Origin of the sequence: Salmonella sp. NW1250 (assembly GCF_051812965.1) — a bacterium.
GTDB classification, from domain to species: domain Bacteria; phylum Pseudomonadota; class Gammaproteobacteria; order Enterobacterales; family Enterobacteriaceae; genus Salmonella; species Salmonella enterica.
Window position 1 is genome coordinate 17181 of record NZ_JAMNDD010000005.1, and the last position, 11979, is coordinate 29159.

The following is an 11979-nucleotide window of genomic DNA, read 5'->3' on the forward strand; positions in this document are numbered from 1 at the left end:
GCGTGGTTAGCCCTGTCGCGTCTATCTTTTTGACTATAAGTATGTTGTAACTAAATGCAGATAAAAAAAAGCGCGGTCTAACGCCGCGCAAAGGATAATCAAAAGTTACTTTTTATTTTTAGAATGACGTCCATATACCGCCCAGGTAATAACGACGCAGGCGATATAGAAAATAAGAAAGACTTTCATCGCGCCGACTGGCGAACCGGTTAATGCTAAAGATGAACCAAACGCTTTCGGAATAAAAAAGCCGCCAATCGCGCCAATCGCGGAAATAAAGCCCAGCGCCGCCGCCGTATCGGTCGCCGCTTCACGCATGGCTCTTTCGTCCGACCCGCCTTCCGCTTTTACCCGGTCCATCGTCAGTTTACGGAAGATAACGGAGATCATCTGGAAGGTAGAACCACTCCCCAACCCCGCCGTCAGGAACAGCGCCAGAAATACCCCGTAGAACGCGATAAAGCTACCGCCAACGCCGCCAGTAGGTAATGTCAGGAACAGCAGACCGCTGAAAATCGCCATCAGGACAAAGTTGATAAGCGTGACGCGGGTCCCCCCCAGACGGTCAGAAATTGCGCCGCCTGCCGAACGCGCCAGCGCGCCGATAAACGGACCGAAAAACGCATAATGCAGGATCTGCACATCCGGGAATTGCGTTTTAGACAGCATAGCGAACCCCGCGGAGAAACCGATAAACGATCCGAAGGTCGCCAGATACAGCAGACTCATGATCCACAGATGACCACGTTTGAGCACCGGCAGTTGCTCTTTTAGCGAGGCCTTAGACGTCGCCAGTTCGTTCATGCCGAACCACGCCGCCAGCGTAAAAATGGCCAGGAAAGGCACCCAAATCCAGGCCGCGTTCGCCAGATAGAGCTGAGAACCGTCCGGCTGCTCTACACCGTGGCTGCCAAAGGCGGCAAAGATAGAGAGCGAAACCACCAGCGGCGCAACCAGCTGCATCACGCTCACGCCCATATTGCCCAGACCACCGTTCAGACCCAGCGCGCCGCCCTGCTTTTGTTTAGGAAAGAAAAAGCTGATGTTCGCCATACTGGAGGCAAAGTTCGCGCCGGCAAAACCACACAGCAAGGAAATAATAATGAAAGTGCTAAAAGGCGTACTGGTATCCTGAACGGCAAAGCCTAACCATACGCAAGGCACGATGAGGATACCGGTACTGAACGCTGTCCAGCGACGTCCGCCAAATAGCGGCACCATAAAGGAGTAAGGCACCCGTAGCAGCGCGCCGGAAACAGATGGCAGCGCAGTCAACATAAAGAGCTGATCGGTCGTAAAATTAAATCCCACTTTCGGCAGGTTCACCGCCACTGCGCTGAATAGCATCCAGACGCAAAACGCCAGCAGTAAACACGGCACAGAAATCCACAGATTACGGCTGGCGACACGATGGCCGCGCTGCTGCCAGAATGCCGGATCTTCCGGACGCCATTCCGTGATAACAGCGCCAGTTGCCCTTTCCGGGGCGGATGAGTGACTCATAGACACCTCTGATTCTTGATTTGATGTCTGCCACATTAGGGTTTACTGCCGAAGGTAAGTTGATATAAATCAAAGGAAAAGTCGTCATCACCGGCGACTAAAAAGCGTTATTACCCTTAATGAGTAGGCTATTTTGGTAAAAAAGCTGTGGTTTTTCACCATGCTGTATCTGTCTACTCCTTCCCGTCGCAGATACCTCTCTACGGCGGCAATTAAGGAGTAACTCGTTATAGGTATGGGTATACTCCGCTGTATCGTTGAGAATAGCGGCACAGCCGATTGACGCCCCTCTTTTTTGCTACGTTTTTTCGGCGACATTACCCCGAAGAAAGAAGGTAACATGTTTAAACGGTGTTTCTCTCCTCTTACGCTGGTTAACCAACTGGCGCTGATTGTCATGCTCTCTACCGCTATCGGCGTGGCGGGGATGGCGGTTTCCGGCTGGCTGGTTCAGGGCGTACAGGGTAGCGCTCATGCGATTAATAAAGCGGGCTCATTGCGTATGCAAAGCTATCGACTACTGGCCGCTGTCCCGCTGGATACTAAAGATCAAAAGCTGCTGGATGAGATGGAGCAAACGGCATTCAGCCCGGAACTGACCCGCGCCGCTGAGCGAGACGGGCAGCAGAAGCAGCTTAAAGCGTTGCAGGATTACTGGCATAACGAACTCTCGCCAGGGCTACAGCACGCGCAAAACGCGCACGCGGTCGCAGAAGATGTCACGCGCTTTGTAGCGGGCCTGGATCGCCTGGTGACGTCGTTCGACCATACTACTGAATTGCGTATCGAACGCGTGGTATTAGTTCACCGGGTAATGGCGATCTTTATGGCGCTATTGCTGGTATTTACGATTATCTGGCTACGTGTTCGCCTTTTGCAGCCCTGGAAACAGTTGTTATCAATGGCGCGCGCCGTCAGTCAGCGTGACTTTACCCAACGTGCCAATATCAGTGGACGCAATGAGATGGCCGCGTTGGGTTCTGCGCTCAATAATATGTCTGAAGAGCTGGCCGAAAGTTATGCGGTACTGGAACAGCGCGTACAGGAAAAAACAGCCGGTCTGGAACATAAAAACCAGATTCTCTCGTTTTTGTGGCAAGCCAACCGCCGACTGCATTCACAGGCTCCGCTATGTGAGCGTCTTTCACCGGTACTGAATGGCCTGCAAAATTTAACCCAGTTGCATGATATTGAGCTGCGAGTCTATGACCTGGAAGATGAAGATAATCACCAGGAATTTACCTGTCAGTCGGACATCAGTTGCGATGATAAAGGCTGCCACCTTTGCCCACGTAGCGCCCTGCCGATGATTAACGGCGGCACCACCTTAAAATGGCGGCTCACCGACTCTCACACCCAATACGGTATTTTGCTGGCGACGCTGCCCTATGGACGCCATCTCAGCCACGATCAGCAACAGTTGGTGGACACGCTGGTTGAACAGCTTACCGCGACTCTGGCGCTCGACAGGCATCAGGAGCGCCAGCAGCAGTTGATTGTCATGGAAGAGCGTGCCACCATTGCCCGCGAACTGCATGATTCTATTGCCCAGTCGCTCTCTTGTATGAAGATGCAGGTGAGCTGCCTGCAAATGCAGGGCGACGTGTTACCGGAAAGCAGCCGTGAGTTACTCAGCCAAATTCGCAATGAGCTGAACTGCTCCTGGGCGCAACTGCGCGAACTGTTAACCACTTTCCGCTTACAGTTGACGGAACCCGGGCTACGTCCGGCGCTGGAAGCAAGCTGCCAGGAGTTCAGCGCCCGGTTTGGCTTTACGGTAAAACTGGATTATCAGCTTCCCCCCCGCCTGGTGCCGTCACACCAGGCGATACACCTGTTGCAAATTGCCAGGGAAGCCCTCAGCAACGCCCTTAAACACTCTCATGCCGACGATGTGCTGGTGACAGTGACGCAATGTGGCAAACAGGTCAAACTAAAAGTGCAGGATAATGGCTGCGGCGTCCCGGAAAACGCCGAACGCAGTAATCACTACGGCATGATCATCATGCGCGATCGGGCGCAAAGTTTGCGCGGCGATTGCCAGGTACGCCGACGCGAGACTGGCGGAACAGAGGTCACTGTTACTTTTATTCCAGAAACAAACTTCACAGAAACCCAGGGAGATACCCATGAATAATCAGGAACCGGCAACCATCCTGTTAATCGACGACCATCCGATGCTACGCACGGGTGTAAAGCAGCTTGTGAGTATGGCGCCCGATATCAGCGTGGTCGGAGAAGCCAGCAACGGTGAGCAGGGTATTGACCTGGCGGAATCGCTCGATCCCGATCTGATCCTCCTTGATTTGAATATGCCGGGAATGAATGGTCTCGAAACGCTGGATAAATTACGCGAAAAAGCGCTGTCAGGACGTATTGTCGTTTTCAGCGTATCCAACCATGAAGAAGATGTCGTCACGGCGCTAAAGCGCGGCGCGGACGGTTATCTGTTGAAAGACATGGAGCCGGAGGACTTGCTCAAAGCGTTACAACAGGCCGCCGCCGGCGAAATGGTATTAAGTGAAGCGTTAACGCCGGTACTGGCGGCCAGCCTGCGGGCCAACCGCGCCACCACCGATCGCGATGTAACGCAACTCACCCCGCGTGAGCGCGATATTCTGAAGCTCATCGCGCAGGGATTGCCGAATAAGATGATTGCCCGGCGTCTGGATATCACCGAAAGTACGGTCAAAGTGCACGTGAAACATATGCTCAAGAAAATGAAGCTGAAATCGCGCGTGGAGGCCGCCGTCTGGGTACATCAGGAACGCATCTTTTAATTATTGCTCCTGGAACGGTTGCCAATGCGGATTATCGTCCGGCATCGTGATAAACGGTTCAGTCAGCGCGAGCGTGATCTCATTGGAAGAGACACGCTGACCTTTTTCATCCTCAACCACCACCGATAAACGCCAGCGATTTGCCGCGCCTTCGCGGTGATCCCAGGCCGGCATAATGATTGTCCAGCCCTCGGTACTGCGGGTGTCCGTTCCTGCCGTCAAACTTAAGGCCTGTGTATCGCCCTGCCAGCTCAAATGACGAATACCGTGCACGCTGCGCACCTGCAATTTTAACGCAACCGTCTCACCAGGCGTAAGATCCCAGGGCGGCGTCGCCAGAAAAACCGTTAACGTTTTACGCTGCCGATACTCCATTGTCGGCAGCAAGTTACGTTGCGGCGTATCATAGCGGCTACCGCGTAATGACTGGCTTTGCGCCACTTCACTGGCGGCAAGCTGCTTTTTGAGCGGCACGCCGAAGCGGTAGTTAAGCGTCAGCCCCAGGTTATTCTGACTGACCCCGCTCTCGCCCTGTTTGTGCTGGGCGGTCATGGTAAGCAAAGGTACTGGCGTATAGTTGAGACCCAGTTTTAACGCGACAGGATTGTGATACCCCGTTCCGGAGTCAAACAGATCCACGCTATCGCCAAAGTACTGCTCCAGACTAACGCTGGTATTGATATGCTGGTAAAACGGCAGCCGCATTTGCGCGTTGATATCATATCCGCGCGCCATTCGCTGTTCTAAGGTCGCCGTATGCGTCTGCCAGTCGGCAAAAGGCTGATAATAGTTGGCGGATAAACGCAAATATTCTCCCCACGCCTCCGCGCCAAAGCCGGCGCGCTGCAGATTTTCATCCAGCAGATTATCGTAAAAGGTATTATAGCCAAGAAGCCAGCCATCCTGCGCCCAGCGCTGTCCTATACCAACGTTGCTTACCAGTCCGTCAGTCTGTTGCGTAAGACCAAGCTGGCTCCAGGTCAGATAGCGCTGTTTATCCTGTAAAGGGATAAACCAGCTTCCGCGACTGCCGTTAAAATGACCTTCGTTATCGACGTTAATATCCACGCTGGCGCTGCCCCAGGCTGATAGCCAGCTTTCAAGCTGCTGGTTAACCTGCTCGCTGACCACATCACGTACCTGTCCGAAAGCGAATTGCCGCGCCTGTTCACCGGTATCCAGATCGTTATTTTTCATGCTGGCTTCGCCAAACGCTTTGGCCATCTCGGCAAAATGCTTTTCCCCTTCGTGGGATTCCGGCATCATGCCTAAATCCGGCAGACGGTTTTGCGTGAAAGGATCTTGCGCCTGCGCACGGATCGTACCGCTGGCAGCCAGCAAGAGAAGCGAGAGTGAGAATGAACGAAAAACAATACGGCTCAACGTGTCGGCAACTTCTACAACAAAAGATAAGAGGAATGGCATCAGAGTAAACCATAACGTGTCCGGACAGGTTTTGCAGCCTTTTCTCGTGCTTCCAGGAATATCCTTATTTTTTCCGCAGAGCGTCCCGGGATTTTATCCACGCATTTGGCGGTACCCGGTTCCCGAGGTAACATAACGCCATTGCCGACAAAATTTCTCAAGGAGAAGGGTTATCCATGCAAAATATCGTCATTATCGCTAACGGCGCCGCCTACGGCAGCGAATCATTATTTAATAGCCTGCGTCTGGCCATTGCGCTGCGCGAGCAGGAAAGCCATCTCGATTTACGCCTGTTTTTGATGTCAGATGCCGTAACCGCAGGGTTACGCGGTCAAAAACCAGCCGAAGGCTACAATATTCAGCAAATGCTGGAAATTCTGACCGCGCAAAACGTACCGGTAAAATTATGCAAAACCTGTGCGGACGGACGTGGTATCACTCCCCTGCCGCTGATTGACGGTGTGGAAATCGGAACGCTGGTCGAGCTGGCGCAATGGACGCTGGCGGCGGACAAAGTGCTGACATTTTGAATCTGTACGCGGGAAAAGCTCCCGCGTCAGGATAGACTTCCGGCAAGAAAATCAGGCTAACGCGTGAGTAATACCGCGTTTATTTTTTCTTATGCCATTTATCATCCTCGCCTTTTTCATAATCGTTTTTAACCGCCGCCCAGGCGACTTTGTGTGCGGTTTCCTCGCGACTGTCGTCATCACGACGATCGGCTTTATCTTTATATTGCTCCCATGCGCTATTAAACGCTTCTTTGTAAATGTCCTGGGCATGGGCTGGAAGAACATTCCGCACATTATCGGGTAAATCACTTTTGGCTTTATACGGCATCAGCGCCTCCGTCTTCAGGGAAAACATTAAGTGTGGTAAACAATGCGTTATTACGCCAGTCGAGGAGGATTTTTGCTTTTTACGGAAATTAACTTTTTGTTATTTAAACACTGTTAAAACAAGATCGTTGTTTTACTGACCTTGAAAGAAAAAAATCGTCTACGCCGTAAAACTACGTAAAAAACCACTAAAAAAATACAAATTTCTGCTATTTTTACCTTCTTTACTCTTTCCAAAATATTAACACCTGCACAAGGGAGACCCTCATGACACATGCCTGTGAGGCGGTGAAAACCCGCCATAAGGAGACTTCGCTTATTTTCCCGGTTCTTGCGCTGGTAGTGCTGTTCCTTTGGGGAAGCAGCCAGTCACTACCAGTGGTTATTGGCATCAATATCCTTGCACTTATTGGTATTTTAAGCAGCGCATTTAGCGTGGTCCGTCATGCCGATGTATTAGCGCACCGACTCGGCGAACCCTACGGATCGCTTATTTTAAGCCTGTCCGTCGTTATTCTTGAGGTGAGTTTAATTTCCGCGCTGATGGCCACCGGCGATGCTGCGCCAACGCTTATGCGCGATACGCTCTACTCTATTATTATGATTGTCACCGGGGGACTGGTCGGTTTCTCGTTGTTGTTGGGCGGGCGTAAATTCGCAACGCAATATATGAATTTATTTGGGATTAAGCAGTATCTTATCGCGCTGTTTCCGCTGGCGATTATTGTGCTGGTTTTTCCAATGGCATTGCCGCAAGCCAATTTCTCTACCGGTCAGGCATTATTGGTCGCGTTAATTTCCGCCGCGATGTACGGCGTATTTTTGTTGATTCAAACCAAAACGCACCAGAGCTTATTTATCTATGAACATGAAGATGAAGGCGATGATGACAATCCACACCACGGTAAACCCTCCGCGCACAGTAGCGGCTGGCATACGGTCTGGTTACTCATTCATTTAATTGCGGTCATTGCCGTTACCAAAATGAATGCCAGCCCGCTGGAGGCGTTGCTGACCAGCATGAACGCCCCGGTCGCCTTTACCGGTTTCCTGGTCGCGTTGTTAATTCTCTCGCCGGAAGGACTGGGCGCGCTGAAGGCGGTACTGAATAATCAGGTTCAGCGGGCAATGAATCTGTTCTTCGGATCGGTGTTGGCGACGATTTCATTAACCGTGCCGGTCGTCACGCTCATCGCCTGGGCGACAGGTAATGATCTGGTGTTTGGTTTAGGCGCGCCGGAAATGGTAGTGATGGTGGCCTCGTTAGTGCTGTGCCATATTTCGTTCTCTACCGGACGCACCAACGTGCTAAACGGCGCGGCGCATCTGGCTTTATTTGCCGCCTATCTGATGACGATTTTTGCCTGATATAAAAAAGCCGGATAGTATCTTATCCGGCCTACACAAGCTAAAAACCGCAATCAGTTCTCGGTATCCAGCTCGTCGAAGCTTTTCACCAAATCATCAATCGCTTTTATCTGGGTCAGGAACTGCTCCAGTTTCGCCAGCGGCAGCGCGGAAGGACCGTCGCACTTCGCGTTAGCCGGGTCCGGATGCGACTCCAGGAACAGGCCCGCCAGACCGACAGCCATACCGGCGCGCGCCAGCTCGGTCACCTGACCACGACGACCGCCCGAGGCGGCGCCAAATGGGTCGCGGCATTGCAACGCATGGGTAACGTCGAAAATCACCGGCGAGTTGCCGGAGACCTTTTTCATCACGCTAAAGCCCAGCATATCCACCACCAGGTTGTCATAGCCGAAGTTCGCGCCGCGATCGCACAGAATCACCTTATCGTTACCGCCCTCATGGAACTTATCCACGATATTGCCCATCTGACCCGGGCTTACGAACTGCGGCTTTTTCACGTTAATCACAGCGCCGGTTTTCGCCATCGCTTCCACCAGGTCGGTCTGGCGCGCCAGAAACGCCGGGAGTTGAATCACGTCAACCACATCAGCAACAGGCTGCGCCTGGCTGGCTTCGTGGACGTCAGTGATCACTTTTACGCCAAATGTCTGCTTGAGTTCCTGGAAGATTTTCATCCCTTCTTCCAGACCCGGCCCACGGTAAGAGTGAATAGAGGAACGGTTGGCTTTATCAAAAGAGGCCTTGAACACGTAAGGAATACCCAGCTTCTGGGTAACGGTTACGTAGTGCTCACAAATGCGCATTGCCAGATCGCGTGACTCCAGCACGTTCATACCGCCAAACAGCACAAACGGCAGGTCATTTGCCACCTTAATGTCGCCAATGTTAACCACTTTTTGTTTCATAGGATCGCCTTACACTTATAGGTAAAATGTCGGTTAATTAATGTAGAACAATTTGCTTGTGCGCAATGGTGTTGATCTGCGCACGAATCATTTCGCTGATCGGGTCTTCCGGACACTGTTCAACGAAGTAGCTTAAATCAGTCAGCGCAACGTGTTCACACTCAAGCTGCGCGTAGATCAACCCGCGGTCACGGATTTCGTAAGGATCTTCCGGGTTAAATTGCAACAATGCTTCGCTAACGCGCAGCGCCAGCTCCATTTGCCGTTCCTCCATCAGCGAGGATTTCAGCGTATCCAGTAGCTTACGAATCACTTCGGCGTTATCCGCTTCGTCCAAATCTTCATTAAACAACTCGGCGACCGGACTAATATTGCCTTTTAACCAGACTTCGAGGGTATGTTCATCAAGCGTTTCACCGTTGAACGGGTTAATCAGCCACATTTCCCCTTCCAGCGATTCAATACGCAAAATCAGCTGCGTTGGGAAGATAACGGGCACCAACGGCAAATCAAGACGGTTTGCTATCCATAATAAAATAGCGCCCAACGATACCGCGCTCCCCTGGCGTTTTTTCAGGACTTTATCGAGCCATAAAGCATCAGAAAGACGGTAGACGCCGCGGGAGTCCGTGAACCCCCACTCGCCGTAAAAAAGTGCCAGCAATTTTTCCAGTTGCTCATCCTGAGACAGGAGCTGGCTAATTTCTTCCTGCGCCAGACTGACCAGACGTTCCAGTTCGTCGTAGACAAACTGCGTGGGAAAATCCAGGCGAATCATCTCTGATGCCAGGATCATGCCATCACACAGCGGCGCATTGTTAAATTCGAAATCAGCTAACGACCTCATGACTTACCCCAGTAACGGTATTTTTGTGGTGGCGAGTTTAATGATGATGTACAGCACCACCAGCGCCAGCGGGAAAGCGATAAAACGCGCCTGCTGGCTGCGCGCCTGACGATAATCAAGCGCAATAAAACCCAAAACGATGTAGATGATAACGCCAAACAGTTTTTCAGTCAGCCATGAGCCCGACTCCGTGAATGGCAGGATGTGCGTTTTAACGATTAACCCAATACCGCTAAGCAGTAACAGGGTATCTATGACGGGAGGCACGATTCGTGTCCAGCGCGCGGCGGCCAACGCATGGCCGCAATAGCGCCACCAGTAACGAGCGACAAACAAACTGACGGAGAGCGCAACACAGATAAGATGAAGCGTGAGCAGCATCGCAATTGTCATGGCGTAAAACGTCCGCAGGTCACGCGTTCATTACCGCCATAATCACGACACGTTTCTACATCCGTGTAACCAGACCGCCTGAAAACCGCTCTTACCGCTTCGCCCTGCTGCCAACCGTGTTCCAGCAGCAGGAAGCCGCCGGGCGTTAACATCTGGCGGGCGTTATCGATAATATGCGTCAGATCCGCCATACCGTTTTCGTCCGCCACCAACGCCGAGCGCGGTTCAAAGCGTACATCGCCTTCGCTAAGATGCGGGTCCTGCGCGTCAATGTAGGGCGGATTGCTGACAATCATGTCGAACTGCTGCCCCGATAGCGCGCTGAACCAACAACTTTGCAGTATACGCACATTCCGGATAGCCAAATGTTCCGCGTTGCGTATCGCCAGCGCAACCGCATCAGGCATACGATCGACCGCAGTCACCTCGCAATCCGGTCGCTCGCAGGCCAGCGCCAGCGCAATCGCGCCGGTTCCGGTGCCTAAATCCAGAATACGACAGGTTTTTACCGGCAATCGCGCCAACGCCTGTTCAACCAGACATTCGGTATCCGGGCGCGGGATTAGCGTGGCGGGAGAAACGAAGAGCGGCAGCGACCAGAATTCGCGTAAGCCCGTCAGGTACGCAATAGGTTCGCCCTGTTTACGCCGCTGCAGCAGGTCCGCGAGCTGTTGTTGCTGGACGTCGGTAAGCGGCGTTTCGCCAAAGGCCATGATATACGTCCGTCCCTTGCCCGTAACGTACTCAAGCAGGATCTCGGCGTCGCGCCGGGGGCTGTCGCTGTCCCGGAGCTGGTTTACCGCCTCATGCAGCCAGTGCTGAAAATCCATTATTCCTGCTCGGATAAGGCGGCTAACAGGTCAGCCTGGTGTTCCTGAACAATCGGCTCAATCAGCATATCCAGCTTACCTTCCATCGTTTCATCAAGGCGATATAACGTCAGATTAATACGATGATCGGTCACTCGCCCCTGCGGGAAATTATAGGTCCGGTTACGATCGCTGCGATCGCCGCTGCCAAGCAGGTTGCGGCGCGTTGACGCCTCGGCCTGCTGGCGTTTTGCCGTTTCGGCGGCGTGAATGCGCGCCCCGAGCACCGAGAGCGCTTTCGCTTTGTTTTTATGCTGCGAACGCTCGTCCTGGCATTCCACCACGATGCCGGTCGGCAAGTGGGTAATACGGATAGCGGAGTCGGTGGTGTTAACGTGCTGACCGCCCGCGCCGGAAGAACGAAACGTATCAATGCGCAGATCCGCCGGGTTAATATCCGGCAGCTCGGCTTCCGGCAGCTCCGGCATCACGGCGACGGTACAGGCGGAGGTATGGATACGCCCCTGCGACTCGGTCGCCGGAACACGCTGTACGCGGTGTCCGCCGGACTCAAATTTCAGTCGGCCATACACGCCGTCGCCGCTGATTTTGGCGATGATCTCTTTATAACCGCCATGCTCGCCTTCGCTCATGCTCATGATCTCCACGCGCCAGCGGCGCGCTTCGGCATAACGGCTGTACATGCGGAACAGATCGCCGGCAAACAGCGCGGCTTCGTCGCCGCCTGTGCCGGCGCGAACCTCAAGGAACGCGTTTCGTTCATCGTCCGGATCTTTCGGCAGCAGCAGTACCTGTAACTGTTGCTCCAGTTGTTCGCTTTTTTCTTTCGCTTCGCGCAGTTCTTCCTGCGCCATTTCCCGCATTTCAGGATCGTCGAGCATCATCTGAGCCGTCTCGATATCGTCCTGAACCTGTTGCCAGTCCGTAAAACAGCGAGAAACGTCGCTTAATTGCGCATATTCGCGCGACAATGCGCGAAAGCGGTCCTGGTCGGCGATAATTCCCGCATCGCCCAGCAACGCCTGAACTTCCTCATGGCGTTCGTGCAGGGCTTCCAGTTTGGCAACGATAGAAGGCTTCATAGGC

General features: G+C 53.0%; 12 protein-coding genes. 4 read left to right on the forward strand and 8 right to left on the reverse strand.

Going from position 1 to position 11979, the window contains the following annotated elements:
• Positions 1-105: 105 nt before the first annotated feature.
• Positions 106-1503, reverse strand: coding sequence for a nitrate transporter NarK (narK, locus tag NBA72_RS09930; protein ID WP_000019848.1), 1398 nt, complete (start codon positions 1501-1503; stop codon positions 106-108).
• Between the two features lie 340 nt (positions 1504-1843).
• Here narK and narX point away from each other — a divergent pair, with 340 nt between their 5' ends.
• Together narX and narL are read left to right on the forward strand one after the other, a co-directional pair.
• Positions 1844-3640: a nitrate/nitrite two-component system sensor histidine kinase NarX gene (gene narX / locus NBA72_RS09935; protein ID WP_042949651.1), complete on the forward strand. Its 1797-nt coding sequence runs from the start codon at positions 1844-1846 to the stop codon at positions 3638-3640.
• On the forward strand, positions 3633-4283 hold the full coding sequence (gene narL / locus NBA72_RS09940) for a two-component system response regulator NarL (protein ID WP_001064598.1): 651 nt from the start codon (positions 3633-3635) through the stop codon (positions 4281-4283). Before narX ends, narL begins: the two co-directional genes overlap by 8 nt.
• Here the strand turns inward: narL and NBA72_RS09945 are convergent, their stop codons facing one another.
• A complete protein-coding gene (locus NBA72_RS09945) occupies positions 4284-5708 on the reverse strand; it encodes a YchO/YchP family invasin (RefSeq protein ID WP_042949654.1) in 1425 nt (474 codons plus the stop codon). It abuts the gene before it with no gap.
• A 176-nt stretch (positions 5709-5884) separates the two neighbouring features.
• Between NBA72_RS09945 and NBA72_RS09950 the strand changes: the two genes are divergently transcribed.
• A complete protein-coding gene (locus NBA72_RS09950; protein WP_001179794.1) occupies positions 5885-6238 on the forward strand; it encodes a DsrE/DsrF/TusD sulfur relay family protein in 354 nt (117 codons plus the stop codon).
• Positions 6239-6317: 79 nt separating this feature from the next.
• Here the strand turns inward: NBA72_RS09950 and chaB are convergent, their stop codons facing one another.
• Positions 6318-6548: a putative cation transport regulator ChaB gene (chaB, locus tag NBA72_RS09955; RefSeq protein WP_042949710.1), complete on the reverse strand. Its 231-nt coding sequence runs from the start codon at positions 6546-6548 to the stop codon at positions 6318-6320.
• Positions 6549-6814: 266 nt separating this feature from the next.
• Between chaB and chaA the strand changes: the two genes are divergently transcribed.
• On the forward strand, positions 6815-7915 hold the full coding sequence (gene chaA, locus NBA72_RS09960; protein ID WP_000148418.1) for a sodium-potassium/proton antiporter ChaA: 1101 nt from the start codon (positions 6815-6817) through the stop codon (positions 7913-7915).
• Between the two features lie 53 nt (positions 7916-7968).
• Here the strand turns inward: chaA and kdsA are convergent, their stop codons facing one another.
• Genes kdsA through prfA form a run of 5 tightly spaced genes read right to left on the reverse strand, consistent with a single transcriptional unit; the run spans position 7969 to position 11975 of the window.
• Positions 7969-8823 (reverse strand): 3-deoxy-8-phosphooctulonate synthase, encoded by an 855-nt coding sequence (gene kdsA / locus NBA72_RS09965; RefSeq protein ID WP_000811046.1) that lies wholly within the window; start codon positions 8821-8823, stop codon positions 7969-7971.
• Positions 8824-8860: 37 nt separating this feature from the next.
• Positions 8861-9670 carry an invasion regulator SirB1 gene (sirB1, locus tag NBA72_RS09970; RefSeq protein WP_001257065.1) on the reverse strand — a complete coding sequence of 270 codons (810 nt, stop codon included), beginning with the start codon at positions 9668-9670 and terminating at the stop codon, positions 8861-8863.
• A 3-nt stretch (positions 9671-9673) separates the two neighbouring features.
• Positions 9674-10063, reverse strand: a complete 390-nt coding sequence (gene sirB2 / locus NBA72_RS09975) for an invasion regulator SirB2 (RefSeq protein ID WP_000150667.1) — start codon at positions 10061-10063, stop codon at positions 9674-9676.
• The gene (prmC, locus tag NBA72_RS09980) at positions 10060-10893 is read right to left on the reverse strand and encodes a peptide chain release factor N(5)-glutamine methyltransferase (protein WP_000347312.1); all 834 of its coding nucleotides are present in this window, start codon (positions 10891-10893) and stop codon (positions 10060-10062) included. The genes sirB2 and prmC overlap by 4 nt, the downstream gene beginning before the upstream one ends.
• Positions 10893-11975: a peptide chain release factor 1 gene (gene prfA / locus NBA72_RS09985; protein WP_000804703.1), complete on the reverse strand. Its 1083-nt coding sequence runs from the start codon at positions 11973-11975 to the stop codon at positions 10893-10895. The genes prmC and prfA overlap by 1 nt, the downstream gene beginning before the upstream one ends.
• Between the last annotated feature and the right edge of the window lie 4 nt (positions 11976-11979).

Coding starts and splice junctions, on each gene's coding strand:
- narK (WP_000019848.1), bottom strand. CDS start 1,503: ATGAGTCACTCATCCGCCCCGGAAAGGGCAACTGGCGCTGTTATCACG.
- narX (WP_042949651.1), top strand. CDS start 1,844: ATGTTTAAACGGTGTTTCTCTCCTCTTACGCTGGTTAACCAACTGGCG.
- narL (WP_001064598.1), top strand. CDS start 3,633: ATGAATAATCAGGAACCGGCAACCATCCTGTTAATCGACGACCATCCG.
- NBA72_RS09945 (WP_042949654.1), bottom strand. CDS start 5,708: ATGCCATTCCTCTTATCTTTTGTTGTAGAAGTTGCCGACACGTTGAGC.
- NBA72_RS09950 (WP_001179794.1), top strand. CDS start 5,885: ATGCAAAATATCGTCATTATCGCTAACGGCGCCGCCTACGGCAGCGAA.
- chaB (WP_042949710.1), bottom strand. CDS start 6,548: ATGCCGTATAAAGCCAAAAGTGATTTACCCGATAATGTGCGGAATGTT.
- chaA (WP_000148418.1), top strand. CDS start 6,815: ATGACACATGCCTGTGAGGCGGTGAAAACCCGCCATAAGGAGACTTCG.
- kdsA (WP_000811046.1), bottom strand. CDS start 8,823: ATGAAACAAAAAGTGGTTAACATTGGCGACATTAAGGTGGCAAATGAC.
- sirB1 (WP_001257065.1), bottom strand. CDS start 9,670: ATGAGGTCGTTAGCTGATTTCGAATTTAACAATGCGCCGCTGTGTGAT.
- sirB2 (WP_000150667.1), bottom strand. CDS start 10,063: ATGACAATTGCGATGCTGCTCACGCTTCATCTTATCTGTGTTGCGCTC.
- prmC (WP_000347312.1), bottom strand. CDS start 10,893: ATGGATTTTCAGCACTGGCTGCATGAGGCGGTAAACCAGCTCCGGGAC.
- prfA (WP_000804703.1), bottom strand. CDS start 11,975: ATGAAGCCTTCTATCGTTGCCAAACTGGAAGCCCTGCACGAACGCCAT.